The sequence below is a fragment of the Candidatus Binatia bacterium genome (assembly GCA_036493895.1).
Classification (GTDB): domain Bacteria; phylum Desulfobacterota; class Binatia; order UBA1149; family CAITLU01; genus DATNBU01.
Window position 1 is genome coordinate 1 of the sequence record DASXOZ010000006.1, and the last position, 26,288, is coordinate 26,288.

A 26,288-nucleotide genomic window follows, 5' to 3' on the forward strand; every position below is an offset into this window, starting at 1 on the left:
AGGTCGCTGCCTGATCTACTTCGACTCGAACGGGAACACCGTGGGGGTCAGGCCGAGCGCCGAGACGTCGATGACGAGGACGAGGGAGCTTCTCGGCTTCGCGTAGAGGAAAATCTCCGGCCCAAAACCGGCTCGTCCAGAGATCAGAGGTTTTTCGTTCGGACAGCTCGGGAGGTTTGTCGATGAGCGATGTCATTCGCAGGACCCTTCTCACTCTCAAGGACGTCGAGGGCACGCGCGGAAGCTTCGTCCTGAACGGCGATGGCGTCCTGCTCGCGATGGAAATGCCGGCCTTCGCCGACCCGACGATGTTCGCCGACCTCGGTCCGCGAATCGAGCGGCTCGCCGAGAGCTTCACGGCGCTCGGCGAGGAGCTCGAGAGTTGCCTGCTCCGCTTCTCGGACCACCTGTTGAGCATCAAGTGGTTCGCGAAGGGCGGAGCGCTGTGCATCCTGACGGAGAGTTCGGTGAACCTGCCGGCGCTACGAATGGCGATGAACCTTGCGCACCGGCGCCTGGCCGGTGAAATCGCCGCCGCGCCGCCGCTGGTTCCCACTCCTGCACCCGCCCCCGCTGCGGCCGCTGCACCTTCGGTGAATGGCACGGCGCCGGGAGCCAAGCCCGCCGCGGAGCAAGCGGAGCAGAAGACCGTCCGGTTCTACCGCGGCCATCCCGTCGATTGACGTTGTCGAATCCTGACGGCGGAGCGCAGAGGCAGGACGGCGCGAAGCAGCTCGTTGGATCGTGATCCGATCCCTACGCGTGCTTCGCCCAGAACGACTCGAGCGCCGCAGCAACCTCCGCCGGCTTCTGCAGCGGCCAGTGGTGGCCGCAACCATCGAGCAAGACCAGCTCGCCGCGCGTCCGGGCTGCCAGGCGCTGGCCGAAGCGAGAGTCGATGAAAGGATCGTCCTTGGCCCACAGGATGAGCGTCGGCATCGTGATCGCCGCAAGACCGTCCTGCCATTCCTCGCTGACGCGAATCGCCGACCGGTAGAGCGCCAGGATGCAGCTCTTCATCGTGTCGTCGAAGTAGGCGGCAGTAACGAGCGCGTCTTCGCGAGGGGTGCCGGCAGCGATCATTCCCTCGACCGACTCGTCGTGTCCTACGGCCGACATGAGAAGCTCGCCGATCTCGGGCGTCTGCCACTGCTTTGCGATTTCGTGCCAGACGTACTCGCGATCGAGACCTCCGTTGCCGCACGCAAGCGTGCGCACGAGGTCCGGCCGCACCGACGCGACGCGGAGCGCGAACAGACATCCCCAGTCGTGCCCGACGAGATCGACGGGCTCTCCGATGCGCTCGATCTCGGCGACGAGCCAGTCGACGTAGCTCTCCTTGACGGGACGAAATCCGGCAGGAAGCGGCGTGGAGAAGCCCGGAAGCGAAAGCGCGATCACGTTGCGCCTTGCAAGATGGCCTCGCACCTTGTCCCAGAGACGGTGGGTGTCGGGAACGCCGTGAACCAGGAAGGCAGGCATGGCCGTTCCTAGCACCGGCGCTTGCCCGTAAGAAGTACCGCCGGATGTTCCGCACTCGCGAACCGGCAGCCTCGACGGGGCTGCCGATCGATTCGAGAAAATGGCGCAGACGCGATACACCCGGCATCTGCGAATCGGCAGTCGATCCTGCGATGCGATCGGCCGCGCGCGACGTGGGCGCAGTCTCCGACTGCAGCAGGAAACGAGACTTGTCCAACGGTCACGAGCTCATTTACCGGCGCTTCCTGCTCGGTTGCCTGCTGGTCTTCGTCTTCGCCGGATGTGCAACGACGGGCGGCACGCGGCCGCGCGGCCCGGAAGAGGCCGGAGCGTCGCTTCCGGAGACGCGAACGCCCGCGCCGCAAGCGAGGGTCCCTCGAGCCGATCAGTGCGGATCGGCCCTCGATCCCGAGCAGTGGAAGATCCAATGCTCCAGCGGAGACCTCGCCATGATGTGCAGGAAGACGGACCCCACCGACAGACGCTGCGCCTTCCGACGATCGAAAACGTACCGGTGGACGTACGGTTCCTTCTGCAAACGGTCGCTGCCCTGCTCGCGCCGGGCGTGTCGCTAGGGGAACCGCGGCGTCGTCAGAGCGGGCTGAACCACGGGCGGCTGTCGATGCTGCGGATGCGATCGTCGTCCCGTTCCACCGCCTCCGATGGCGGCGGGATCGCGAGCTCGTTCCACACCCAACGCGGGATGCTGCGTGCCCGTCCCGGTGCAAGCCAGCTGAACAGCGACATGACCGACGCAAGCAGTCGTTCCTCACCGCGCAGACGCTCGAGCAGCGCTTTCCAGTCGAGCTGCGAGCCGCAGCAGTAGAGGATGTTCACGATATCGGGGAAGTCGCAGCGCTCGCGTTGCACGACGTGGATCTTGCTCCAGATCAGCTCTTCGGGCGGCACCAGGCGCAGAGTATCGCCATGGATGCTCACCACCGGGCCGAGCGTGAGCCAGGCAGCATCGACTTCGCCTTTCCTGTTCGCCAGCTGCCAGATGATGTCGACGATGACGCCCCGCCCGGTCGCCCGGTAGATCCATCCTCGGTCGTAGGGTTTTTCGTCGTAGAGATCGTGGAACCCGGCATCGCTGGTGACCGCGACGATCGCGTCGCGATCCTGCGCGAGCACACACAGGTCCAGGTCCTTCGTGTTGCGCCAGATGGCAGTGTAGAAAGACGTCGCGAAGCCTCCGCTGGCCGCCAGAGGCAAGCCGCGTTCTCCTGCCAGAGTGATCACCCGGCGCATGCCATCCCACTCGGATTCCGCGACGAAGTCCTCCATGTTCGCAGGCGCGTGCACAGCAACGGGCGGCCGCGCGGCTCGCGCACTGCGACACCCGGAAGCGAGCGGCGAGTCGGTCGAAGGCCCGCTCATGGCGCCGTCCACTCCTGCTCTCCGGCAAGATTCCCACGACTGTCGCAACCGTTGCTCAACGTATAGATCGCATACGGCCGCTTGATCAGCGGCATCGCGACGTTGCGCACGGGAACGCCGCCGGGCGTCAGTCCTTTCTCGGCTCCATGGTGCGCGTGGCCGTGCACCACGAGATCGGCGCCGCCGCGATCGATCGCCTCGCCGAGCTGATAGGCCCCGAGGAAGGGATAGATCTCGAGGCGCTCACCCGCCAGCGTGTCCTTCACTGGAGCATAGTGGACGAGCGCAATCCTGTGGTCGGCTTCCAGTTCGCGCAGATTGCACTCCAGCAGCCGCGCGGCGTCCTCGGTGAGCTGCATGAACGCCTTCATTTCGGGCTCGCCGAACCTGTGCCCGCAGGCACCCGGAAATCCGCCGCCGAATCCTTTCGCGCCGGCAATCCCGATCCTTGTCCCGCCGATCTCGAGCGTGACGGCTTCGCCTTCGAGCACGATGACGCCAACGGCCTCGAGTGCACGTCGCACGGTGTCCGGCGCCTCGGCGTGGTAGTCGTGGTTTCCGAGCACGGCAACGACGGGCAGCGGCAGATCCCGCAGCTCGCCGACGAGCACGTCGGCCTGCGCCTGGTTGCCGAGATTCGTCAGATCGCCGGCAAGCAGCAGGACGTCCGCATGGGCCGCGAGCTTCATCCAGTGCGGCCTCAGGCAGCCTCGGGAATCCTCGGCTACGTGGGTATCCCCTACCGCGGCAATCGTGATCATTCGAGCGACTCGGGCTCACCCGGCTCCGCCAGCTCGATCACCGTAATGTCGTTGCGCACGGCAAGGCCAGGCAGCACTTCCTCGGTGATGCGCTGGACGGCCGCGCGCCGCTCCCGGGTCGTCACCTGTCCGCAGAGGTGCACTCGACCGTTGGCGACGGTGATGCGGATATCGAGCACGTTGACGCGCGCATCGACGGCGAGCGCCTCCTCGAGCCTGGCCACGAGGTACTGGTATTCCTGGTTCATCGCCGGCCTCTCGATACGCGATGCCAAGTTGGACTCGCCGTCATCGGCCGGCAAGAGCCGCAGAAGACGGGATGTTCGAAGAGGACTCGCACGGGGCGTCAGGCAAGCGGGTCGCCGCGTTTGCAGCGCGAATGCGTGACACCCGACGGAGGCTTACCGCGATGAGCGCGATATGGCGACGGCTGAGGCAGGCCGGCGTTGCGGCCCCGATCGACGATCGCCTGTTGCATTACGTGCTGGTCGGCGCGGCGTCCCTCGTCTACGTCAACGCGCCCGAAGCAAGGCTGCTGACAGGCGTCGATCCGTTCTCCCGACGTCGTGTCGAGGAGCACGCAGCCGCACTGGTCGCGCTTCTGCTTCCGAACGCAGCCGCGGTACGGACACGTTGAGCTCGAGCCGCCGGGGCAAGCGGCGGTCTCGATGAGACCGAAAGCCATACGCGTTCCCGAGCCTGCTGCAACGCCCGGCAAAATGTCGACGTCCGGGGCGATGGCAGGCGCATCGACTTCGTCGCGATGCTACGCTGCGCCCCAACGCGATGTGGCGATCCCCTGCTTCCGACTCGCGCAGCGGCATCGGCGCTGCGATCGTGGCCAACGTCACGCTCGGCGGCCTGCTGCTCGCGATGTGGATCCTCGAGGCGCGCTGGCCCGCCGTCTACTACCGGGTGATCCCCGAGGACGCGCCGATCGAATGGGCAACGTTCTGGGCCGAATTTCTCGCGGCTGCGGCGAACGCTCTTCTCGCGTGGCGGACCAGGCGTGGAGGCATTGCGGCATGGTGGTATTGCGCCGGCCTCGCGCTTTTCTGCTTTGGGGTCGCCGGCGAGGAAATCTCGTGGGGCCAGCGCCTGCTCGGGTTCCAGTCACCGAGTTACATGCTGGCCCACAATGTCCAGCTCGAGACCAACATCCACAACCTGTTCCGCCCCGAAGTGTGGAGCAGCGGAATCTATCTGCTGATTGCCGGGTTCGGGTTGCTCGCGCCGTTGCTCCTGCTGCTACCGGGACCGGCGCGGCTCGCGCGGCGGTTCTCGATCTACGTTCCGCCGGCGAGCTGGACTCCGGGCTACGCCGCAGTGCTCGCGGCCTACGTGTTTCGCCCTTACCACCTTTGCGAAGAAGTCGTCGAGCTGGCGATCGGTATCGGATTCGTGCTCGCGGCCGTGAACGAGCTGGGCGCCCGAAGCGAAGATTCCTCTTCATGGGGCGCCCCCGCTTCGCGGATGGCCGGCACTGCCGCGCTGATGCTGGCGCTCGGCATCGCGACGACATGGGCTACGCAGAACCCGCCCGTCGACGAAGCCCCGCGCATCGCGAGCGCGAAAGCCGAGCTCGAAGCGCTGCGCGAGGATCTGGTGGCGATGCGCCAGCAGCGCTCCGGACGATTCGTGACGAACTGCAATCTTCAGGCTCGCCTTCATTCCCTCGACCGTGAGCAGGTGCTTCTGCCCCTTCTCGCCGACGGTGCTTTCGCCAGGCTCGTCGCCACCGAGGATCCCAAGCGCGCGAAATACCTGCTCGACCCGTGGAACATGCCGTACTGGATCAGCGACCAGTGCGATTCGGCGGCGCGTTACATCATGCTGTTCTCGTTCGGGCCGAACCGGCGAAGGGAATCCACCGAGTGGGAGGCCGGGGGCGACGATCTTTCGACTTACGCGTTCCATCTCGGCACCCCGCGGCCGGGCGACTGGCACGCCCTGGCCCGCGAAGAGCGCGCAGGCCGCGCCGGTCACGTCGAAAAGCAGGAGCCGGCGGCCGACGGGGAGACGCCAGGCCATTGACCGGACGATGCCCGCCACAATAGAGTGCATGGGCAAGCGCGCCGGCCTGACCGCCTGCGGCGTGAGCAATCATCGACGGGGGTTCGCAGCCATGAAGAGCCTGTTCGGCCGATCGATCGCGATCGCCATCACGTGCATCGCGGCAGTTCCCGCCGCGGCCCAGTACCGCGACGACCACCTGACCTGCTACAAGGTCCATGATCCCGTCACGGTGAAGGGAACTGCCGACATCGATACTGCGGCATTCGGACTGGCTCCGGGATGCACGGTCTCCAAAGCGGCGCTGCTGTGCTCACCATCGGCGACGTCGAAAGTCGTCACCTCGCCAGTGGCTGCCTCGCTCGGCGGACCGCGTTCGGGCGGCGAGCAGATCTGCTACAAGGTCAAGTGCCCGGCACCGACGACGGACTCCCAGCTCCTCGTCGACGAATTCGGATCACGCACGCTCGACAAGCTGAAGACTTCGCTCGTCTGCGGGCCGGCCGCTGCTGGCGCCGGCGAACTGTTCACGTTCCAGCATTACGCGCGGGGGCTCGCGCAGATCGCGCAGACGAGCACCGCCGACGGGCCGACGCTGCACGTGCGCTCGCTCGACGGCTTCGCACCGGATACGCCCGATGCGGCCAAGTCGGCGCCCGGTGAAAACGGCGGCAGTGGAGTCGTCGTCGTCTTGAACAGCGTCGACGGATTCGGCGTTCGCGTCCGCGACGACCGCGATTCGCGTGCATCGCTCGGAAACACGGCGCGCCGTGCCGGCGCCGCGCTCGACGTGCGTGGACACAACGACGAGAGCGACAGCGAAACCGAGTCGATCTCCGTCGCCGTCGGAAGCAGCGGCGTTTCGACCACGGCGTATTTCCCACGACTGCAGCGCCTTGCGGGCGCCGCAGGCCGCACCGGCATCGTGACCTGCAGCGGAGCCGTCTCGGGCCAGGCAGGCGAATCCGTTCCCGGCGATCCGCGATGGTCGTGGACGAGCCCGGTATGGCCCGACAGCTACAAGACGGGCACCACTGCGATGGCCGACTCGGCGGAATTCCAATGGGAGAACGGCTGCGTCGACATCACGTCGCCCGACGGAACGGTGCTCAGCGGAGACCGCCTCGTGATCAGCCTCGCCAACAGCACCGCCACGCATCTCAAGCGCGTGACCATCACCGGGAGCGGCGGTCTTGCAGCCTTTGCGCTGAAGGACGAGACCTCGAACTGACGGCGGTGCGCGCCAGCATCTGAATCCCGGAGTTCCATGCCGGAAGGTCGCGCCTCTTCGTTCAATCTCAGCCGCGTGTTCACGCGCATGAACGGCGTGATCGTGGCGATCCTGCGTTCCCCGCTGCGGGGCTTGCTCGATGCGCAACTGATGCTGGTGACCGTCACCGGTCGCAGGTCGGGTAAGCGCTACACCATTCCGGTCGGCTACCAGCGCGACGGCAACTCCATCACGGTGCTCGTGTCGCGCGCGCAGACGAAGAAATGGTGGCGCAACTACCGCGAGCCGGGTCCCGTCGAAGTCTACACGCGCGGCCGTTCGCACGACGGCACGGCCCGTGTGATCGCGCCGGAGTCCCCCGAGTTCGCGGCTGCGTTCGAGACGACGTTTCGGCAGCTGCCGTGGCTCGGTCCGCAGTTCGGGATCCAGTACGCGCGAGCGAGCGGGCTGACCGGCGCGCAGCGCGACATCCTGGCAAATGAAGGTGCGGTGGTGCGGATCGACCTCGAAGCGCCTGGGGCCCGCACGAAGGACCCGGCAGTCGGCGGCACCGGCAACCGCTGAAGCTCTCCGTGCCTCCCGACTGGCAATCGCTTCTCTTTGTGAACGGCGTCTATCATGCGCCGCGACCGGAGGGGCACTTCATGTACTCGCCGAGAACCGTCACCGCTGCTGCTTTTTTTGCGATCGTTCCCATCGTCGCCGTTTCGCAGCATGCCGCGATCGCCGCATGCAGCCCGTCGTCGCCGCTTGTGAATCCCGACTTCGACGCCGACATCGTGAGCTGGACTTTACCGGCCGACGCGTCGTGGGCCGCGCCGCAGGACGCGGTGGCCGCGCTGGTGGAGCTTCGCGCGACGAAGTCCAGCGGGAGCGCGAGCTCGACGGTGACCGCGAACTTCGACGACGTGGCGTTCACGCCGGCCGGTGCGGCCCACTGCGCCGACCCGGTCTGCCCATTCAATAAGGTGACGGCTGATGACGCGCTTCTCGTGCTGCGCGCGTCGGTCGGTGCCCGACCCCATTCCTCTGGTGCCTGACCCCATTACATCCATTGTATGATCTCGTTGCAACCGTCGCTCGCTATGCATCGATCTGCACGTGCCGGCCCGGATCGATCGACAGCCACGCGACCGCCGCGACCAGGTAGAAGACCGCGACACTGGCAAGCGGAGCGTTCCAGGACCCCAGGCGGTCCAGCGCAACGCCGACGACGAGAGGACTCAGCGTCCCGCCGAGATTTCCGAACGTGTTCATCACTCCGCTGACGACGCCGGCATGCGCTCCGCCGATCTCGAGGCACACTGCCCATGCCGGCGCGACGCCAAGAGCGGCCAGTCCCGCCGCCGATGCGAGAAGCAGCGCCGAGACGAGCGGCACCGGCGTCACGATCGCAAGGACGACTGCCGCGGTGGCCAGCGGAAATCCGACGAGACCCGGCGTCCGCCGCCCTGCGCGAGCTCCCCACCTTTGCGTCAGGACGTCACTGAGCCATCCGCCGGTGAATACTCCGGCAGCGATTGCCAGCAGCGGGAGCGCTGCGAGCCATCCTGTCTGCGACAGGTCGAACCCGCGCGCACGCATGAGGTAGGTCGGCAGCCACGTCAGGTAGAAATACCAGCCGTAGATCGCGGCACCGTACATGATGCTGAGCGCAACGAGCGTGGGATTGCGCAGCACCAGTCGCCACGGCACCGCCTCGTGGCGCGGCAGCTCGCGGCGTCCTGCGAGAATCGTTGCGAGCTCGACGCGACCGACGCCGGGATGCTCGGCAGGATCGTCGCGAAACCAGCGCCACCACGCCAGCGCCCACAGCACGCCGACGCTTGCGAATAGCGGAAACGCATATCGCCAGCTCATGTGCCGAAGCAGCGCGACCACGAGCGGTTGCGTTGCAGCGCCGCCGAGCGCACCGGTCATGATCAGCAATCCGAACGCGCGCCCGCGCTCGGAGACCGGCAGCCATCGTGCGTACGCACGCGCAGTGGCCGGAAACATCCCGGCTTCCCCAATGCCGAACAGCAGGCGCGCCGCGACCAGGGTGCCGAAGCCGCCGGCCGAACCCGTGACCGCCGTCATCACCGACCACCACACGACGATGCGCGAAAGCGTCAGCCGGGAACCGAACCGGTCGGCGAACCATCCGCTCGGCACCTCGAACAGCGCATAGGCGAACGTGAAGGCGCTGAACACGATCCCCATCTGCGAGTCGCTCAGATGCAGGTCGGCGCTGATGGCCGGCGCGGCCGTCGAGATGCAGATGCGGTCGAGGTAGGCGATCGCGGCCAGCACGAGCGTGAAGCCGACGACGACGTGGCGAGTGCGGGTCGGCGACCGGCGGGGCATGGCAGGCGGCTGATAGCCGAATTCCCGCGGGATTCGAACATGCCGGGCGCCGCGGATGCTGCGCGAGCCGGCTTGTGTCATACCGGAGCGCATGACGGCAGGCAGCGGCCGTTCCTTGCGGCTCGGAGTGTTGCGGCTCACGCTCGGCGCGAGCACCGCGCTGCTGTTCGCCGTTTCGGTCCAGGCGGCCGATCCACCCTGCCCTCCGGCCCCGCGTCCGCTGTGTCGCGAGCTCGGCCAAACCGCACTTTCGATCGATGCCGCAGCGGGACGCTTCGACTGGTCCGGCTCGCGCGGTCCGGCCACCTCGCTCGACGAGCTGGGGCAACCCGTCGACGCAACCGGCTACCAGGTTTGCGCATGGGATGACGGTGGCCTCCTGGTGGCAGCGCAGCTGACCGGACGAGAAAGGTGCGACGGCTCTTCGTGCTGGAGGCTGCGTGCCCACCGTGCTGCGCGCTACACCGATCTGGACGGCGCCAACGGCTTCGTCCACGTTCTCGACCTCGGAGCCAGCGGCGGACCGGCGGCGACCGTGCATGCACTGGCCGTCGTCGACAAGCGCATCGCACTTCCGGTCGCGGGTCACCTCACCGTACAGCTCCTGCGAAAAGGAAGTCCGCTCTGCTTCGAGAGCTCGATTCCGGCGCGCGCGTTCACGATCAACAACAAGGACGGTGCGTCGGCGGCGATCCGGCTCGATGTCGCCGACCCGATCCCGCCTCTGCCGAGCCCGGGCTGCACGATCCAGCCGCCCGGCTATCGCTCCGCGACGACGACGACCGATGGTTTCGGGCGCACGTTCCGCGTTCACGTACCCGCCCTGGCGACAGCGGGCAATCCGCTTCCGGTAGTGTTCCTTCTCCACCCCGGGCTCGGCTCGGGAACGCAGATCGAATCCTCGTCGCGAATGGCGCAGCTCGCCGACGCCGAGGGCTTCGTGCTGGTTGCGCCCGACGGCACCGCCAGTGCCGGCGGGGTGCGATCGTGGAACGCCGGATCCTGCTGCAGGAGCGGCGCATCCGATGACGACGACGTCGCGTTCTTCTCGGCGGTGCTCAACCACGTGGAAGTCGGGACCTGCATCGATCAGCGCCGTGTTTACGCAGTCGGCGAAGGGACCGGTGCAATGATGGCGCACCGCCTGGCGTGCGATCTGGCCGATCGTGTCACCGCGATTGCCGACGTCGCCGGCACTGACATGACCGCTTCGTGCAAGCCCGCGCGGCCGGTGCCGGTACTGATGATCCACGGCGCAGCCGACGCCGTGGTGCCGTTCGGCGGCGGCATCGGCTGCGCGATGCCGGACGTTTTCCTCCGTCCCGTTGCCGATGCCGCCGCAGCGTGGGTCGCTCGCGACGGCTGCGATGCGGCAACTGCCGCGGCGTCGGTTGCCGGCGATGCGCAGTGCGTTTCCTGGTCGGGCTGCGCGAGCCGAAGCGCGGTCAGGCTTTGCCGGATTCCCGACGGTGGCCACCAGTGGCCGGGAGGATTTCCCGCCTCGGCCGTCGGACTGCGGGGCTGTCCGGCCGGTTACCAGAGCCGGAGCTTCGAAGCGTCGCAGTCCATCTGGGGCTTCTTCGCGAGCCACCCGGCAAGCTGAGCGCGGCCCCACCGCCGATTGCAGCCGGCCCGTCACGGCAGCATAACTTCCCGGATGCACCCCGAACTCCTGGTAGGAGGCGTTGCGGCCGTCGTCGGGGCGGTCGTCGTCCTGCTGTGGCGCGTGCAGGAGACGCGCCAGCCGGTGACGGAGCGCAAGATCATCATTCCTCCGCTCGGCATGAGCACCGGACTTGCGATGTTCCTGGTTCCCCAGCTTCGCATTCCGATGAGCTGGGCGCTTTGCGCACTGGCGCTCGGTGCGCTCGTGCTGGCCCATCCTCTCATCGTCACTTCGCGCCTGACCCGCAACGGCGACGTCGTGATGCTGCAGCGAAGCCGCGCGTTCCTGTGGATCCTGCTCGGCCTCGTCGTCGTGCGCCTCGCTGCGCGTGCCTACATCGGACAGATCGTCGATCCGCTTCAGACCGCGTCGATCTTCTTCCTGCTGGCGTTCGGGATGATCGTGCGCTGGCGCGTGACGATGTGGTACCAGTACCGGGCGCTGGTGGTACAGCCGATCCTCGAGCCCGCGGTCGAAGCGGTGTCGGGAAGATCGCCGCAGCGTTGACAGGTCGCGGGAAAACCCCGGATCTTCGCTAAGCCGCGTGCTCGGCGCCGTCGTCGATTGCAGCTGCCGGCGGCGCGTCTGCGGGGAGCGTGAACGCGAACTCTGCTCCCGCGCCCGCGCTGCCTTCGGCGCGGATCCTTCCGCCGTGGCGGACGATCACGCGGTGCACGGTCGCAAGACCGATTCCGGTGCCTTCGAAATCGCCCTGCTCGTGCAGGCGTTCGAAAGGACGGAAAAGCTTGCCGGCAAAGCGCATGTCGAAGCCGGCGCCGTTGTCCCGGACGAAGAACTCGCGGCCTTCGTCGATCTCCCGCGCTCCGATTTCGATGCGCGCGTCGGGGCGGCGCCTCGTGAACTTCCACGCATTCGACAACAGGTTCTCCAGCAGGATGCGCAAAAGCGACGGGTCTCCGGAGGCGACCAGCCCCGGCTCGATCGAAAGCAGCACGCGCCGCTCCGGTTCGGCGTCCGCCAGCAAGGATCCGACTTCGCTCGCGAGCTGGCTCAGGTCGACCGGCTCGACGCGAAGCGCGATCCGCGACACGCGCGCCAGCGACAGCAGCGCGTCGACGAGCTGGCCGATGCGGATCGTCCCTTCGCGGATCTGCACCGCCAGGTGGCGCGCCGCTTCGGGCAGGGACGCCGAGTGGTCTTCGAGCAGCATGTGACTCTGGCCGCCGAGCACGCGCAGGGCACCGCGAAGGTCGTGCGAGACCGAGTACGTGAATCCCTGCAGCTCGGCATTGGCTTTGCCCAGCTCGGCGTTGGCGGTGCGAAGATCGGCGTTGGACGCCCCCAACTCCTCGGTGCGCGCGGCAACGCGCGATTCCAGCTCGGCAGTGAGCGCCGCGATGGCCGCTTCGTCCTCGCGCTGGCGCTGGTCGATCGCGCGGCGGACCCTGTCGAGGGCGGCGACCGTGTACGTCGCGCCGCCGAGACAGACCACCAGTGTCAGGATGACGTGAATGTTGAATGCCGCCCTCAGGCTCCCACCGATCGCCGCGGCGTCGACGATGACGCCCGCCAGGAAGATCGTCGCCAGCACCAGGTGCTGCTTCCAGTTCCACGGGATGATCGCCGCCGATCCGACGCTGATGGCGACAGAGATCATCGCGTTCGACATGAAGTCGCCGCGCACGATGCCGAGCGTGGCCGAGGAGGCGGAAACTACGGCTGCCAGGGCCCACAAGGTCCAGGCGACCTGCATCGGTCGCGGCCACAGCCGCACGGCCGCCAGTGCCACGAGGGACGCTACCGTGCGGCCGGCATAGTGAAGAGCGAACACCCGCGGAGCGGGCGAAGTCGGAGAATCGACCGCGAGGAAGACGACCGATGCCACCAGGATCACCATGATCCCGATGCGCGCGGCCTCGGCCATGCTCAGATGCACGGGCGGACGCCCGCTGCGCGTCGCGGACGACGCGGCCGGCGAGGCCGACGAGGCCGACGAGTCGGAAGGCTCCCGCAATGCCATGAGAAGTGCTGCTAGCACGGCGGCAGGAGCTAATTCCACCAGGATTGGCCGGCAGCCCGCGAGGTGACCTGTCGCCGCGTACCGGAGTTCCTCCGGCCCGCCCGGTTCGCGCAGGCTTCGTCCCGCAAGTACTAAGAAGCGTGCGCCGGGGGTTCCATTCCCGCACCGGATGGAGAGCGATGGCGGGCGTTGTCGCGCTCCTTTCTCCGTTGCTCGCCGGCAGCCCTCAAACTGCCGCCGGCGCCGGCTCGACGACCACCACGACGACCAACCCGACTCCGCCGCCGACAACGACCCTCGCCGTCGGCACCGACGTCACTGGCGGTGGCCGTTTCCACGGCGGTTTCATCGCGACCCAGTTCGACCTGTATACCTTCGATCTGGCGGCGCCTGCCGTGCTCGTCGCGACCACCAGCGACGGCAAGGACTTCTGCAACGCGGACACGGTGATGGCGCTGCAGCGAAACGGCACCGTCCTTGCCACCGACGACGACTCCGGTCCCGGACAATGCTCGAAGATCACGTACCGCCTGACCGATCCGGACTCCTACCAGATCATCGTCTCCGGCTACCAGGGCCTGGCCGCCCCCGACTACTACCTCGACGTCGAGTTCGTCCATCCGGTCTGCGGCAACGGTATCGTCGAGCTGCTCGAGGAGTGCGACGACGGCAACATGAGCGACGGCGACTGCTGCTCGTCGGCATGCACGAAAAATCCCGACGGATCGCCGTGCGACGACGGGCTTGCCTGTGACGGCACCGACACTTGCAGCGCCGGCGCGTGCACCGTGCACTCGCTCAACCCCTGCCCCGGCGCCAACGGCGACGCCAACTGCTCGGAGAGTTGCAGCGACGCCGATCTGGACTGCAACCATCCCGATCCCGACGGCAGCGCCTGCGACGACGGCATTTTCTGCAACGGCGTCGACCGCTGCCTCCAGGGCTCCTGCTCCCAGCACGCAGGCAACCCGTGCCATGGCCCCGACGGCGACGGCAACTGCTCTGAGTCGTGCAACGAATTCGGCAAGGCGTGCAATGGCCACGATCCCGACGGCAGCGTCTGCGACGACACGAAGTTCTGCAACGGCAGCGACCACTGTCTCGGCGGTGGCTGCACCGTGCACAGCGGAAATCCGTGCCCGGGAGCGGACGGCGACGGCAACTGCTCGGAGTCGTGCAACGAGTCTGCGGAGAACTGCAAAGGCGCGGACCCGAACGGCAGCAAGTGCGACAACGGCCTGTTCTGCGACGGTAGCGATACTTGCTCCGGTGGAACCTGCAGCGTGCACAGCGGCAGTCCGTGCCCCGGACCCGACGGCGACTCCAACTGTGCCGAATCCTGCAGCGAAGCCGCGAAAAACTGCTCGGCGAAAGACGCCGACGGCAGCCCGTGCAACGACGGAGTTTTCTGCAACGGAGCCGACACCTGCCTGAACGGAACATGCAGCGTCCACGCCGGCAGTCCGTGCCCCGGCCCCGACGGCGATGGTAACTGCGCCGAGTCGTGCAATGAAGCGACCGCATCGTGCAATGCTGCGGATCCCAACGGCTCGGCGTGCAACGACGGCGTGTTCTGCAACGGCGCCGATACCTGCTCGGGCGGAACCTGCAGCGTACACGCGGGAAGTCCGTGTCCGGGCCCCGACGGCGACGGCAACTGCGCAGAGTCCTGCAACGAAGCCGGCAAGGCCTGCAATGCCGCCGATCCCAATGGCTCGGCGTGCAATGACGGCGTGTTCTGCAACGGCAACGATACCTGTTCGAGCGGATCGTGCACGGTGCACTCCGGCAACCCGTGCCCCGGAGTCAACGGGGACGCCAACTGCTCCCAGTCGTGCAACGAGTCCGGCAAGGCCTGCAACGCCGCCGATCCCAACGGCTCACCGTGCAACGACGGACTGTTCTGCAACGGCGCCGATACCTGCCAGAGCGGTGCCTGCAGCGTTCACGCAGGCAATCCGTGTCCGGGGCCCGACGGCGACGGCAACTGCAGTGAATCGTGCGATGAGACCAGCGACTCTTGCACGGCTGCCGATGCGAACGGCTCGCCGTGCAACGACGGTCTGTTCTGCAACGGCACCGACACCTGCCAGGGCGGCGCGTGCACGACCCACAGCGGCAATCCGTGTCCCGGCCCCGACGGCGACGCCAACTGCAGTGAATCGTGCGACGAGACCACCGACTCCTGCACCGCCGCCGATTCCAACGGCTCGCCGTGCAACGACGGAGTGTTCTGCAACGGCAGCGATACCTGCTCGGGCGGCACCTGCAGTGTGCACAGCGGCAATCCGTGCCCCGGCGCGGACGGCGACGGCAACTGCTCGGAATCGTGCAGCGAAGCCGGCGCCGCGTGCAACGCACCGGATCCGAACGGATCGGCGTGCAACGACGGGGTGTTCTGCAACGGCGCCGACACCTGTTCGAATGGCGCCTGCAGCGTGCACGCGGGAAACCCGTGCCCTGGCCCCGACGGCGACGGCAACTGCTCGGAGTCCTGCAACGAAGCCGGCGCCGCATGCAATGCGCCGGATCCGAATGGATCGGCGTGCAGCGACGGACTGTTCTGCAACGGCGCCGACACCTGTTCGGGCGGCAGTTGCAGCGTGCACGCGGGAAACCCGTGCCCGGGCCCGGACGGCGACGGCAACTGCGCGGAGTCGTGCAACGAATCCGGCAAGGCCTGCAACGCTGCCGACCCCGACGGCAGCGCCTGCGACGACTCGCTGGCCTGCGACGGCACCGACACCTGCTCGGGCGGCCATTGCAGCGTGCATTCGGGCAACCCGTGTCCCGGCCCCGACGGCGACAGCAACTGTTCGGAGTCGTGCAGCGATGCCGGCGTCGGCTGCACCGGCGCGGATCCGAACGGCTCACCGTGCGACGACGGGATCTTCTGCAACGGAGCCGATTCGTGCCTCAATGGTGCGTGCAGCGTGCACGCCGGCAGCCCGTGTCCCGGTCCCGACGGCGACGGCAACTGCGCGGAGTCGTGCAATGAGCTCGCCAAGACGTGCGGCGCGCCGGACCCGAACGGATCGGCGTGCAACGACGGCGTATTCTGCAACGGCGCCGACACCTGCTCGGGAGGAGCCTGCAGCATCCACGCAGGAAACCCGTGCGCGGGTCCGGACGGCGACGGCAACTGCTCGGAGTCATGCAACGAAGCGGCCGCCGCGTGCAACGCGCCGGACCCGAACGGCTCGGCCTGCACCGACGGCATCTTCTGCAACGGCAACGATACCTGCTCGAACGGCGCGTGCAGCGTGCACAGTGGTAATCCTTGTCCGGGTCCCGACGGCGACGCGGATTGCTCGGAATCGTGCAGCGAGGCGAACAAGGCTTGCAACGCGCACGATCCGGACGGATCGGCGTGCAACGACGGATTGTTCTGTAACGGCGCCGATACTTGCTCGGGCGGCACCTGCAGCCAGCATGCGGGCAACCCCTGCCCGGGTCCCGACGGCGACGGGAACTGCGCCGAATCGTGCAACGAAGTCGCCAATTCCTGCAACGCCGCCGATGCGGACGGCGCCGCCTGCGACGACGGCCTGTTCTGCAACGGCGACGACACCTGCACCGGCGGTACCTGCAGCCACCACTCCGGCAACCCCTGCCCCGGCCCCGACGGCGACGGCAACTGCGCCGAGTCGTGCGGCGAAGGTGCCAAGGCGTGCAATGCGGCCGATCCGGACGGCTCGGCGTGCAACGATGGCGTGTTCTGCGACGGCACCGACACCTGCATGGCCGGTACCTGCAGCCAGCACTCCGGCAACCCGTGCCCCGGCGGCAATGGCGACGGCAACTGCAGCCAATCGTGCAATGAAGTCTCCGACAACTGCACGGCGGCCGATCCGAACGGCTCCGCGTGCGACGACGGCAACAGCTGCACGGCCGGTGACGCGTGCAACGGCGCGGGTGCCTGTGTCGGTGGAACGGCAGTCGACTGCGACGACGCGGACCCGTGCACGACCGATACGTGCAACCAGAGCGGCCCGCTGTGCACGCACACGAGGATCTCCCACTGCGGCCCGCAGACGACGACCACGACGACGCTCGTCGAGACCGCCTGCGGCGACGTCAACGGCGATGCGACGGTCAGCGCGAGCGACGCGCTGGCGATACTCAAGGCCGCCGTCGGGGGAAGCCAGTGCCAGGCGCAGCCTTGCGTCTGCGATGCCAGCGGCGACGGCAGGATCACTGCAGCCGACGCGCTGGTCGTGCTGCGATTCGCGGTGCACCAGCCGGTGACTCTCTCCTGCCACTGCTGAGCGCCATAGAAAGCGACAAGAGCGACTGCGTCGTAGCCGCTGTCCCTCTCATCCACCGCCGGCGATCACCAGCGACGCAAAAAAAGAGGGAGGCCGCCGTGAGGCGACCTCCCTCGAAAGTCCGCTCGAGAAGCGGAGCTTACGGGATGCAGGACCCCGGATCGGCCCCGCACTCTTCGCAGAAGCCGTTGGCCTCGGCGGTCGGGTAGTCGGCGAGGCAGTCATCGAACGTGGGGTAGAACTGCGCGGCGAACGCGTCGCAGTACTCCGCCCACGATAGCTCGCATCCGCACGGCGAGTGGTCGCCGAAGCCCTCGAACAGGCAATAGTCGAAACATTGGCCTTCGCTATCACAGACATTATTGGGGTCGCAGCCGGGAGTCGCGTCGCAGGCCGCGACGCACGTGTCGAAAGCCGTGCACGTGTTGTAGCAGGCGATGTCGTCGATGGTGCAGCCGTCCTTTCGTGCAACGCGGCATTCCATCGGGCTCGAAGCCGGGCCGTGCTTGGGACAGATCTGCGCGTTGGACTGGAGATCCTGGCTGCAGAACTGGTTGCCCGCGCAGCTGTCGTCGAACTGCACGCAGTCGGCGTTGTTGGCGCAGACGAGCGTATCGTTGCACAGGGTCACGCCGTCGTCGTTGCAGGTGCCGCTGTAGCAGGTGCCCTCGATGTAGCGGCCGCCCTCGTTGAAACACGCCAGGGCGGCGATGCAGGTGTCCTGGGTCAGGCCGTCGACCGTCTCGCCGGAGCACAGCGCATCGCAGTCGCTGTAATTGATGTCGATGAAGCGGCCGGAGATCTCGTCGCAGCTCCCGCCTTCGCTGACCTGGCAGTTGAGGTCGGCGGTAATGAGCTCGCGGTAGAGCTGGCGCTGGTCCACACCCTGGGTGCGCACGCAGAGCCCTTCGAGCGCGGAGTCGAGACCACCGAGGAACGTCGTCTCGGTGATGTGGTGGCCGCACACGTTGATTCCGTCGACGGCGCTCAGGATGTCCTGGACGACGTTCTCGCCGTCCTTCTCGGAGCCGCCATGATTCTGGTAAAAACCCGGCCCGCGGCAGATCGTAACCTGGGCCTGGGCGGCCGGTACGCAGGCGGCCACCAGCGCGGCCGCGGCGGCGGTCGCCCACAACGTCGAACGTAGTCTCAACATGAACTCTCCTTTTTTGACGGTGCCTCGCCGTCCCTTTGAGGCATCCCCACCAATTCAGGGGTTTAGACCCTCGACCAAGGGGCGTCAAGCAACTGCGGGGCGTTGCGTCGTCGACCGGGCACGGCGCGAGCCAGGCTTCGGTCCTGCACCTCGACCCGTCGAAGACGAACCTGCACGGGTTTGATCGCGGGCGACGGGACTGTCGACGGTCGAGCGAGGGAAAACGCTAGGCGTTTCCGACAATTGCGCGTCTCGCGCTCATGCCGACAGACGCTTTTCGCAGCTCGCGCTTCGCGGCAGCCCTTGACGGCGCCTCCCCACCTGGGGTACACGAGCCCCGTTCGGACGTTGCCTCGTCTGCCGTTCGGCGTCGCCACTTCGGTGTCGGCGCCGAAAGGCAATCCAACGAGGAAACGGATGTCGACGTCCTTTACCCGCTTCGGCGGGTCCTCCCGCAAATCGGACCTCCAGCGTTCGGCCGAGGTGCATCGCCGTTTCGAAGGCGGCACGGCCGACTCCCCTGCCGTGGTGTGGAGCCCTTCACTGCCCGATGAAACGCGAGGCGGCGGATCGGGAGCAGCAATCCTTGTGACCATGGTCGCACTGGCGATCGGCGCAGGGCTTCTGGTTTGGCTCTACGGCTGCGCTCCTGCGCAACCGCCGGGGCCGTCCTCGACAGCATCCTTTCCCCAGGTTCCTGGCTCGCGAGCCGCGGCGCGCTCGTCCTTGCCGTCGTTGCAGCCTGGCATTCGCTCCACCGAGGGGGGTGGGCTTGGCGGCCACCGAGCAGCAGGCGATGTCACTGGCGCGATGACGGCGGGAAATGCGTCCGCGGGGGGAGCCGCGAGCAGGCCGGAGAGTTCCGGGACGGAACGAGCCGTGCGAGACCGGAGCGGGCTGGTCGATGCATGGCCGCAGGTGCGCACCTCCTCGCCCACCTCACGGGCCGTTCCGGGCTCTCCACAGGGTTGACTGCGAGAACGCGGGCGGTGCGACGAAAGCGCACCGCCCGCGGTACCTGCGGTCCTCGCTCCAACGCAGTCCGCGATGTTCGCGGCGGCGCGTCAGTGTGATCCGAACATCGCCGCGGCGATCAGCCCGATGACGAGCAGCAGCACCAGTCCACCCAGCGGCGATCGCGTGCTCGTCGCCGTTTGACCGTCGCTCGGCCCCGCTTCGTCGTGATTCGGGCTGACCTGCGTGTACGAGAGTCCCGTTCCGGGAACTCCCACTGTCGTACGCGTGCCGGTTTTGCCGAAGGTCACATGGGCGCCGCGCACACCAACGGAGACGGACGAGCTCTTCTTGCCGATGTTGAGGCGAATGCCCGGCAGCAGCTTGATGGATCTGCGAAAGCGGAAGTACCCCACGACTCGCCTCCTGAGTTCCCGAGGTGTCGGGACTCCCACGATCTGCGGCTGAACCTGCAAAAAGCAGCATACCGAAAAACCCACCCGCAGGTCCACCGCCCCTTTTGGGCCGGCGCCTTGCTGGCGCCGCTGTCGCGCCGCTGCGATGCTGGCACCCTCGCCTTCTCCCCGCTAGCGTTCCGTGATGGCAGCAAACGCTCGCTACGACCTCTACTACTGGCCGTTCATCCAGGGCCGCGGAGAATTCCCCCGCCTCGTTCTGGAGGCCGCGGCCGTCTCGTACAACGACGTTGCCCGTTTGCCGGAAGAGGAAGGCGGCGGCACCGCGCCGCTGCTGTCCTTCCTTCGCGGCGACCGCGCCGATGTGCTGCCGTTCGCCCCGCCGTTTCTCGACGACGCCGGCGTCGTCGTCGCGCAGAGCACGAACATCTGTCGTTATGTCGCCGAGCGGCACGGCCTCGCGCCCGACGGCGAAGCGGGCCGCGCCCACGCCTTGCAGCTTGCGATGACGGTAGCCGATCTCGTCGATGAGGCGCACAACGTCCATCACCCCGTTTCCGGATCGCTGTACTACGAGGATCAGAAGGAAGCCGCGGCGGCGGCCGCCGCCAGGTTCTGCGAGGAGCGGATTCCGAAGTTCCTCGGCTATTTCGAGCGCGTGCTGTCGATGTCAGGCGGCCGGTGGCTGCTCGGCGCGAACCCGAGCTATGCAGACCTCGGCGTCTTCCAGATGGTCGCCGGTCTCCAGTACGCCTTCCCGCGCACGCTCGAGAAGCAATCCGCGCGCGCGCAGGCACTTCTCGCCCTGTGCAAGCGCACGAGCGAGCTGCCGCGCATCGCCGCCTACCTCGCTTCCGACCGGCGCATCCCGTTCAACGAGATGGGGATCTTCCGCCACTATCCGGAGCTGGACCTTCCGGGGTGAGCGGTGCCTTTGATGACGAAGGGCCGATGACGGCGCAGTGATGATTCGCCGCACCCGGCGTCGCACTCGCGCCATGCTGTGCTACACCTGACGCGGTGAATGCCGGGAACGCCACGGCGCCCGGCAATGGAGGAAGACCATGACCGAAACAGATCCGATCGATCCGCAGCAGCAAGAGATTGCCCGCCTGCGCGCCGAGAACGAACGGCTCAAGAAGCCGAAACCACGGCCGGACGGGGTTTCCTTCAAGGTGTCGGACAAGGGCGGCGTCTCGGTTTACGGCATGGGCCGCTTCCCGGTGACGCTGTACGTCGAGCAGTGGGACAAGCTGCTCGCCCGCGCCGACGACCTGAGGGCTTTCATCGAGGAGAACCGCGCATCTTTGAAGAAGAAAGACGCGGAAAAAGACGCAGAATAGGACTCCGAGCCGACACGCGAGCATCGCCTCGAAGCGAGCGGTGCTGGTGCGGCGCACGACGTGCGCGAGCTGGGTCGGAAAGACGCGCCCGCGGTCGGGCGCCAGGCTGGCGTTGCGATCTTCGTCGTCGATCATCGCTCGCACCTTCGAAGAAGACTCCGGCGAAAGGTTCGTGGCGGCGCCCCGCGCTGTCCACGGCCCGCGGATGAACCGCGCCGGCGCGTCCGCATTCGCGGCGCCGGCGGGTTTTCCCTACTATCCGCCGCTTTCAGGAGACCTTGTGCCGAGCGAAACCCCCACACCCGCCGCCGCATCGGGCAGCAGCCGCACGGCAGGCCTCGATTTCGTCCGCCAGCGCGTGGCCGACGACCTCGCCGCCGGAAAGAACCAGGGCCGCGTCGTTACCCGGTTTCCTCCTGAGCCCAACGGCTACCTTCACATCGGTCACGCCAAGGCGATCTGCCTCAACTTCGGCATTGCGCGCGAGTTCGGCGGCCGCTGCCACCTTCGCATGGACGACACCAACCCGACCAAGGAGGACGTCGAGTACGTCGATTCCATCGTCGAGGACGTGCGCTGGCTCGGCTTCGAATGGGGCGAGCACTTCTACCACGCGGCCGACTACTTCGAGCGGCTCTACCAGTACGCCGAGCAGCTCGTGCGTGGCGGCAAGGCTTTCGTCTGCGATCTCAGCGCCGACCAGATGCGCGAATACCGCGGCACCTTCACCGAGCCCGGCCGCAACAGCCCGTGGCGCGAGCGCAGCGTCGAGGAAAATCTCGATCTTTTCCGCCGCATGCGCGCCGGCGAGTTCGGGAGCGGGGCCCGCACGCTGCGCGCCCGCATCGACATGGCTTCCCCGAACATCGTGATGCGCGACCCCGTGCTCTACCGGATCCAGCGCACGGGGCACCATCGCAGCGGAGACAAGTGGTGCATCTACCCGATGTACGACTTCGCGCATTGCCTGTCGGATGCGATCGAAGGCATCACGCATTCGATCTGCACGCTCGAGTTCGTTCCCAACCGCGCACTGTACGACTGGGTGCTGGACGAGCTTCTGCCAGCCGACGTGCCGAGCCGGCCCCGGCAGATCGAGTTCGCGCGACTGAACCTTGCGAACACCGTGATGAGCAAGCGCATCCTTCGCGGCCTCGTCGAGGGAGCACACGTCAGCGGCTGGGACGACCCGCGCATGCCGACAATTTCGGGCATGCGCCGGCGAGGCTATTCGCCGGCCGGCCTTCGCGCGTTCTGCGAAAGCGTCGGGGTGGCCAAATCCGACAACACGGTCGCCTTCGCGCAGCTCGAGCATCACGTGCGCGACGACCTCAACCGCACCTCGCTGCGCGTGATGGGCGTGCTCGATCCGCTGCGCCTCGTCATCGAGAACTGGCCCGAAGGCAAGGTCGACATGGTCGAGGCGGTCAACAATCCCGAGGACGCGGCGGCGGGGACGCGCCAGGTGCCGTTTTCGGGAGAGCTGCTGATCGAGCGCGACGACTTCATGGAAGACCCGCCGAAAAAGTTTTTCCGGCTGGCGCCCGGCCGCGAAGTGCGCCTTCGCTACGCGTACTTCGTCACGTGCACGGGCGTCGAGAAGGACGCCGCGGGGCGCATCACCACGCTGCGCTGCACCTACGATCCGGGCACCCGCGGCGGCGACTCTCCCGACGGCCGCAAGGTCAAGGCCACTCTTCACTGGGTCTCGGCCGCCCACGCGGCGCCCGCCGAAGTGCGCCTGTACGATCCGCTCTTCACGCGCGAGAACCCGATGAAAGTCGAAGACGGCAAGTCGCCGTTCGACAATCTCAATCCCGCTTCCCTCAAGGTGATCCAGGCGCGCGTCGAGCCGTCGCTCGCGTCCGCACGAGCCGGAGAGCGCTTCCAGCTCGAGAGGATCGGCTACTTCTGCGTCGACCGCGATGCGACGCCAGGCAACCTCGTCCTCAACCGCACGGCAACGCTCAAGGACGAATGGGCCAACATCCAGAAGCGCGAGGGATAGCCTTCTACGCCGTCTCGAGCGTCGCGGCGCCGGGAAGCTGCAGCACGAACCCGCCCGGCGGAGACGCGGCGCCGCCGGCTCGCACGCGGTAGCGGCCTCCGGGACCGCGACGGATCGAAAGGTCGAGGTCTCCGAACCACGTCGGCAACGCGCACACTTCGATGCCGTCGCCGGTCAGCCACTCGCTCCTCAGGCCGGCGCCGATGACGAGCGCCGAATCGCCCTCGTGCTCGTAGACGAGCATCGAGCGCAGCGCGATCGAGTATTCCGCGCCGATCCAGCAGTGCGGAAGGTCGCCGAGATGGGCCGGCGCCGTTCGATTGTGCCAGACGATCTCCGACCACTGTTTCCACTGGGGCGGGTAGCGGTCGCCGAGCAGCGCATCGAGCAGCTCGTTGGCGTCGTCGCGGCGGCCCAGGCGCACCAGCGCACCGACGATGCGGACTTCGTACGGCGAATAGTTCGTCCACTGGCTCGAGCCGTCGCGCCGCGCACGCACACCCACCATGTATTGATCGAAGGTGCGCGCGACCGCGCCGGGCGGAAGCACATCGACGGCGCCCGCCAGCGAGATCGCACCGGCAATCGCCGTCGGATCGAAGTCTGCCCATTCGACCGACGCCGGGATCGTGTCCAGGCCCCGCTCTTCCATCACGATGCGCACGGAAAATCCGATGGCGGCAGCCAGGTCGTCGGCCGCCGCGATCCAGCGCACGCGTTCGCGCGCGAACGCTTCGGCATCGGTGCCGCGCCCGGCCGCAGCGGCGCGCGCACCCAGGGACTGGGCGAGATACGCGGCGTCGCGGTACCCGCGCAGCGCCCAGAAATCGTCCCAGTACGAGTGCACCGGATGCGCGAGGTAGCCTTCGTGGCTGACCGATTCGGGAAGCAGCCCGAAACAGGACCGCCGCGGTCCACTGCGGAATTCGTCGGTCTTGCGCAAGGCGCGCTGGCTTTCGAGGTAGACGGCGGCACGGATGCAGCGCGGCCACATCGCCTGCGCGAACTCCTCGTCGTGCATGAAGCGGCAGGCTTCGGACACCGCGTGGATCAGCTGGCCGTGGCTGTCGTGCTCGACGAGGGAATCGACTCCGTTGCGATCGACGCAGCACGGCACGTAGCCGTCTTCGCGCTGGAACCTTCCGTACCACTGGATGTAGGCACGCGCGGCGTCCGCGCGGCGCGCGCGCAGCAGCGCCGCAGCCATGATCGTCCCGTCGCGGATCCACGAGCGCGTGTAACGCCGCGGCCCCGGCTGCAGTGCCACGCCGTCGCGGCACGAAAGAATGTCGCCGATCGACTTGAGATAGGTCTCGAGCGCGTCGCGCGCGACTTCCGGAAACTTCAGCAGCCCGACCGGCAGCGCTTCGTGCCACTGCGCGATCGCACGCTCGAGTCGCCGCGCACCGTCGCCGGCCGGCACGGGATCGCGATGGACCGGCTCGCCGCCGCCGTCGTCGTACAACGTCGCCTGCACCTCCTTCTGGTAGGCAACCGGAGGAGTCGAGCCGCGGCCGACGAGATCGACGCGGTCGGTGGTCGTGTCCGGCAGGCACGCGACGAAGACGTCGCTGTGACCGGACGCGTCCACCACGAGGTCGAAGCGCAGCGCCGCGCCGGAGTACCCGTGTCTGTCGGCCACCGACGTGCGCGTGGGAAGCACGCCGCGCACGAGGAACGGCGTCAGCCCTCCCTCGTCGATCGTCGTCGCGCCGAACCCGCTCCATGCAGGATCGCTCGTGATCTTCGCATCGCGCCCGATGCGCACGACATTGCCCTCGGCCGCCAGCGTCTCGATCTGCATCGGTCCGCCGAGATTGCGAAAGGCCTGGGACGGAGGCGTCACCTGGAAAGGACGCACCGAGACGACGAGAGTGATGCTCCGCGGCTCGGCGGCCAGGTTGCGCACGCGGTAGCGCACCACGACGTGCTCGTCGCCCCCGTTCACTTCCGCGAACGGCGTGACGACCAGCTCGACGCCGTCGCGATGCCAGCCCACCGACGGCAAGGGGAATCCCCCGCCCTCGAGGCTCATCGAGCGCTCGACGTCGGCCCACGTGATCCACTCGGGATTTTTCCCGTCCGTGAGCAGCAGCGACGGCTCGATCGTAAAGCCGCCCTCGCCGATCTCGACCGCGCCGTCCTCGTTGATCAGGCCTACCGGGCCCGAGGTCGGAGTGGCCACCGGCGTCCACAGGATCTGCTCGCGCAGGAGATACCGCGGGAACGTTCCGCGCGGGACCGCTTGTGCGACGTGCGTGAGGAATTCCGACGGCGTGCGCGACCAGGAGGGCGAGCGCACGTCGATGTCGGCCACTCCGACACCGGACTTCGCGTCCTCGGCGACGGCCTCGATGCGGATCGCACAGATCCTGGCAACGACGAACGGCACGAAGGACGCGGCGGCGCCGGCGTGCGTGGCCTCGTATGCGATCGACCACTGGCCGTCGGAGTCGCGGGTGTTGACGCGGAACGACGCTGGAAGTGCGCCGATCGTCCACAGGATCACGAGCCCGCCAACGTCGTGGGTGTCGTCGAAGTCGATCTGCAGCCAGTGCGGCCCGGCATCGCTTGCGCTGAGCCACGAAGTGCCCGCGTGCCGGTCATAGGCCAGTTCGGGCGTGGTCCCCGGCGCCGTGCTGCTCGCTTCGATCTTCGCGAAGTGCGGAATGCCGCGATCGACGAGGCGGATGCTGCTGATATCGATGACGCCGCGGCCGCCGGGGGGCGCGACGACGGCGATCTCGAGGCGGCTGATGGCTTTCGGCTCGCCTCCGCCGGCCGGTCCCCATGCGAACTCGAAAGCGTAGCTGGGGATTCTCAGCCTCATCCAGTCGGTCGGCGGCGAGAACGACTCCTGCTTCCAGCGCCACACGCTCTCGCCCGAGCTGTCCATCACCTTGATCTCGAGGACGTTGGCCGGGGCGTTGCCCCGCACGCGCAGCCGCATCTCCCAGACCTCGGGAAGCTCCACGGCGACTCGGTGCACGGCGACGACGAAGCCGCCGCCCTCGTGGAAATCGTACTCGAGGCGAAGTGCCGGCGTGGTCGAATCGCTGGTCGAAGCGAGCGCAAGCTCGGCCAGTCCCGACGTGACGACACCCCAGCGGGCCGGATCAGGGGGCAGGGTGACGTCCAGCAGGGGAGGGTGCTCGTCGCTCATGGCACCTTTCATGAACGGGATTGCGTTCTGACGCCACGCTGCCCGATGCGGCGACGGCAGGGCCGCACCTCAAAGCCCCCGGCTCCGCCGCCGCACCGGGGAACGTTGTGGGCGCCCGCG

21 protein-coding genes are annotated in these 26,288 nt (G+C 67.5%); 12 read left to right on the top strand and 9 right to left on the bottom strand.

The features are described 5' to 3' along the window. Positions 1-182: 182 nt before the first annotated feature. Positions 183-683: a hypothetical protein gene (locus tag VGK20_00190; GenBank protein ID HEY2772443.1), complete on the top strand. Its 501-nt coding sequence runs from the start codon at positions 183-185 to the stop codon at positions 681-683. A gap of 73 nt (positions 684-756) precedes the next feature. Here VGK20_00190 and VGK20_00195 read toward each other — a convergent pair whose 3' ends face one another. The 4 genes from VGK20_00195 to VGK20_00210 form a co-directional block, all read right to left on the bottom strand. After that, entirely contained in the window at positions 757-1,482 is a 726-nt protein-coding gene (locus VGK20_00195) for an alpha/beta hydrolase (GenBank protein HEY2772444.1), read from the bottom strand. A gap of 591 nt (positions 1,483-2,073) precedes the next feature. After that, positions 2,074-2,769: a nucleotidyltransferase family protein gene (locus VGK20_00200; GenBank protein HEY2772445.1), complete on the bottom strand. Its 696-nt coding sequence runs from the start codon at positions 2,767-2,769 to the stop codon at positions 2,074-2,076. Between the two features lie 89 nt (positions 2,770-2,858). Beyond that, the gene (locus VGK20_00205) at positions 2,859-3,623 is read right to left on the bottom strand and encodes a metallophosphoesterase (GenBank protein ID HEY2772446.1); all 765 of its coding nucleotides are present in this window, start codon (positions 3,621-3,623) and stop codon (positions 2,859-2,861) included. Continuing rightward, the gene (locus tag VGK20_00210) at positions 3,620-3,871 is read right to left on the bottom strand and encodes a BON domain-containing protein (GenBank protein HEY2772447.1); all 252 of its coding nucleotides are present in this window, start codon (positions 3,869-3,871) and stop codon (positions 3,620-3,622) included. The genes VGK20_00205 and VGK20_00210 overlap by 4 nt, the downstream gene beginning before the upstream one ends. Before the next feature lie 161 nt (positions 3,872-4,032). Between VGK20_00210 and VGK20_00215 the strand changes: the two genes are divergently transcribed. The 5 genes from VGK20_00215 to VGK20_00235 all read left to right on the top strand — a co-directional run bounded on the left by VGK20_00215 (position 4,033) and on the right by VGK20_00235 (position 7,907). Then, positions 4,033-4,260: a hypothetical protein gene (locus VGK20_00215; GenBank protein ID HEY2772448.1), complete on the top strand. Its 228-nt coding sequence runs from the start codon at positions 4,033-4,035 to the stop codon at positions 4,258-4,260. A gap of 149 nt (positions 4,261-4,409) precedes the next feature. Continuing rightward, entirely contained in the window at positions 4,410-5,657 is a 1,248-nt protein-coding gene (locus tag VGK20_00220) for a hypothetical protein (GenBank protein HEY2772449.1), read from the top strand. Between the two features lie 91 nt (positions 5,658-5,748). Next, positions 5,749-6,867, top strand: a complete 1,119-nt coding sequence (locus tag VGK20_00225; protein ID HEY2772450.1) for a hypothetical protein — start codon at positions 5,749-5,751, stop codon at positions 6,865-6,867. A gap of 87 nt (positions 6,868-6,954) precedes the next feature. Beyond that, positions 6,955-7,431 (top strand): nitroreductase/quinone reductase family protein, encoded by a 477-nt coding sequence (locus tag VGK20_00230; GenBank protein HEY2772451.1) that lies wholly within the window; start codon positions 6,955-6,957, stop codon positions 7,429-7,431. An 80-nt stretch (positions 7,432-7,511) separates the two neighbouring features. Then, on the top strand, positions 7,512-7,907 hold the full coding sequence (locus VGK20_00235) for a hypothetical protein (GenBank protein HEY2772452.1): 396 nt from the start codon (positions 7,512-7,514) through the stop codon (positions 7,905-7,907). A 43-nt stretch (positions 7,908-7,950) separates the two neighbouring features. Here VGK20_00235 and VGK20_00240 read toward each other — a convergent pair whose 3' ends face one another. Continuing rightward, positions 7,951-9,213 carry an MFS transporter gene (locus VGK20_00240; GenBank protein HEY2772453.1) on the bottom strand — a complete coding sequence of 421 codons (1,263 nt, stop codon included), beginning with the start codon at positions 9,211-9,213 and terminating at the stop codon, positions 7,951-7,953. Between the two features lie 91 nt (positions 9,214-9,304). Between VGK20_00240 and VGK20_00245 the strand changes: the two genes are divergently transcribed. Beyond that, on the top strand, positions 9,305-10,816 hold the full coding sequence (locus VGK20_00245; GenBank protein ID HEY2772454.1) for a PHB depolymerase family esterase: 1,512 nt from the start codon (positions 9,305-9,307) through the stop codon (positions 10,814-10,816). A 54-nt stretch (positions 10,817-10,870) separates the two neighbouring features. Beyond that, on the top strand, positions 10,871-11,386 hold the full coding sequence (locus VGK20_00250; protein HEY2772455.1) for a cytochrome c biogenesis protein CcdC: 516 nt from the start codon (positions 10,871-10,873) through the stop codon (positions 11,384-11,386). A gap of 28 nt (positions 11,387-11,414) precedes the next feature. On the opposite strand, the gene VGK20_00255 is transcribed toward VGK20_00250, so the two are convergent. After that, positions 11,415-12,860 (bottom strand): ATP-binding protein, encoded by a 1,446-nt coding sequence (locus VGK20_00255; GenBank protein ID HEY2772456.1) that lies wholly within the window; start codon positions 12,858-12,860, stop codon positions 11,415-11,417. Positions 12,861-13,039: 179 nt separating this feature from the next. Here VGK20_00255 and VGK20_00260 point away from each other — a divergent pair, with 179 nt between their 5' ends. Then, positions 13,040-17,128: a dockerin type I domain-containing protein gene (locus tag VGK20_00260; protein HEY2772457.1), complete on the top strand. Its 4,089-nt coding sequence runs from the start codon at positions 13,040-13,042 to the stop codon at positions 17,126-17,128. A gap of 139 nt (positions 17,129-17,267) precedes the next feature. Here the strand turns inward: VGK20_00260 and VGK20_00265 are convergent, their stop codons facing one another. Both VGK20_00265 and VGK20_00270 read right to left on the bottom strand, forming a co-directional pair. Further along, a complete protein-coding gene (locus tag VGK20_00265) occupies positions 17,268-18,284 on the bottom strand; it encodes a hypothetical protein (GenBank protein ID HEY2772458.1) in 1,017 nt (338 codons plus the stop codon). A gap of 1,064 nt (positions 18,285-19,348) precedes the next feature. After that, the gene (locus VGK20_00270) at positions 19,349-19,654 is read right to left on the bottom strand and encodes a DUF4236 domain-containing protein (GenBank protein HEY2772459.1); all 306 of its coding nucleotides are present in this window, start codon (positions 19,652-19,654) and stop codon (positions 19,349-19,351) included. Positions 19,655-19,838: 184 nt separating this feature from the next. Between VGK20_00270 and VGK20_00275 the strand changes: the two genes are divergently transcribed. The 3 genes from VGK20_00275 to VGK20_00285 all read left to right on the top strand — a co-directional run bounded on the left by VGK20_00275 (position 19,839) and on the right by VGK20_00285 (position 23,005). Continuing rightward, positions 19,839-20,579 (top strand): glutathione S-transferase, encoded by a 741-nt coding sequence (locus VGK20_00275; protein ID HEY2772460.1) that lies wholly within the window; start codon positions 19,839-19,841, stop codon positions 20,577-20,579. Positions 20,580-20,718: 139 nt separating this feature from the next. Continuing rightward, entirely contained in the window at positions 20,719-20,997 is a 279-nt protein-coding gene (locus tag VGK20_00280) for a hypothetical protein (protein ID HEY2772461.1), read from the top strand. A 280-nt stretch (positions 20,998-21,277) separates the two neighbouring features. Continuing rightward, entirely contained in the window at positions 21,278-23,005 is a 1,728-nt protein-coding gene (locus VGK20_00285; protein HEY2772462.1) for a glutamine--tRNA ligase/YqeY domain fusion protein, read from the top strand. A gap of 4 nt (positions 23,006-23,009) precedes the next feature. Here the strand turns inward: VGK20_00285 and VGK20_00290 are convergent, their stop codons facing one another. Continuing rightward, the gene (locus VGK20_00290) at positions 23,010-26,168 is read right to left on the bottom strand and encodes a discoidin domain-containing protein (GenBank protein HEY2772463.1); all 3,159 of its coding nucleotides are present in this window, start codon (positions 26,166-26,168) and stop codon (positions 23,010-23,012) included. Positions 26,169-26,288 lie beyond the last annotated feature (120 nt).

What these genes read in the sequence shown, in the direction of transcription:
- VGK20_00275 (HEY2772460.1), top strand. Translation starts at nt 19,839, where the DNA reads ATGGCAGCAAACGCTCGCTACGACCTCTACTACTGGCCGTTCATCCAG.
- VGK20_00225 (HEY2772450.1), top strand. Translation starts at nt 5,749, where the DNA reads ATGAAGAGCCTGTTCGGCCGATCGATCGCGATCGCCATCACGTGCATC.
- VGK20_00200 (HEY2772445.1), bottom strand. Translation starts at nt 2,769, where the DNA reads ATGGAGGACTTCGTCGCGGAATCCGAGTGGGATGGCATGCGCCGGGTG.
- VGK20_00250 (HEY2772455.1), top strand. Translation starts at nt 10,871, where the DNA reads ATGCACCCCGAACTCCTGGTAGGAGGCGTTGCGGCCGTCGTCGGGGCG.
- VGK20_00240 (HEY2772453.1), bottom strand. Translation starts at nt 9,213, where the DNA reads ATGCCCCGCCGGTCGCCGACCCGCACTCGCCACGTCGTCGTCGGCTTC.
- VGK20_00280 (HEY2772461.1), top strand. Translation starts at nt 20,719, where the DNA reads ATGACCGAAACAGATCCGATCGATCCGCAGCAGCAAGAGATTGCCCGC.
- VGK20_00205 (HEY2772446.1), bottom strand. Translation starts at nt 3,623, where the DNA reads ATGATCACGATTGCCGCGGTAGGGGATACCCACGTAGCCGAGGATTCC.
- VGK20_00290 (HEY2772463.1), bottom strand. Translation starts at nt 26,168, where the DNA reads ATGAGCGACGAGCACCCTCCCCTGCTGGACGTCACCCTGCCCCCTGAT.
- VGK20_00195 (HEY2772444.1), bottom strand. Translation starts at nt 1,482, where the DNA reads ATGCCTGCCTTCCTGGTTCACGGCGTTCCCGACACCCACCGTCTCTGG.
- VGK20_00260 (HEY2772457.1), top strand. Translation starts at nt 13,040, where the DNA reads ATGGCGGGCGTTGTCGCGCTCCTTTCTCCGTTGCTCGCCGGCAGCCCT.
- VGK20_00255 (HEY2772456.1), bottom strand. Translation starts at nt 12,860, where the DNA reads ATGGCATTGCGGGAGCCTTCCGACTCGTCGGCCTCGTCGGCCTCGCCG.
- VGK20_00215 (HEY2772448.1), top strand. Translation starts at nt 4,033, where the DNA reads ATGAGCGCGATATGGCGACGGCTGAGGCAGGCCGGCGTTGCGGCCCCG.
- VGK20_00210 (HEY2772447.1), bottom strand. Translation starts at nt 3,871, where the DNA reads ATGAACCAGGAATACCAGTACCTCGTGGCCAGGCTCGAGGAGGCGCTC.
- VGK20_00190 (HEY2772443.1), top strand. Translation starts at nt 183, where the DNA reads ATGAGCGATGTCATTCGCAGGACCCTTCTCACTCTCAAGGACGTCGAG.
- VGK20_00220 (HEY2772449.1), top strand. Translation starts at nt 4,410, where the DNA reads ATGTGGCGATCCCCTGCTTCCGACTCGCGCAGCGGCATCGGCGCTGCG.
- VGK20_00235 (HEY2772452.1), top strand. Translation starts at nt 7,512, where the DNA reads ATGTACTCGCCGAGAACCGTCACCGCTGCTGCTTTTTTTGCGATCGTT.
- VGK20_00265 (HEY2772458.1), bottom strand. Translation starts at nt 18,284, where the DNA reads ATGTTGAGACTACGTTCGACGTTGTGGGCGACCGCCGCCGCGGCCGCG.
- VGK20_00230 (HEY2772451.1), top strand. Translation starts at nt 6,955, where the DNA reads ATGAACGGCGTGATCGTGGCGATCCTGCGTTCCCCGCTGCGGGGCTTG.
- VGK20_00245 (HEY2772454.1), top strand. Translation starts at nt 9,305, where the DNA reads ATGACGGCAGGCAGCGGCCGTTCCTTGCGGCTCGGAGTGTTGCGGCTC.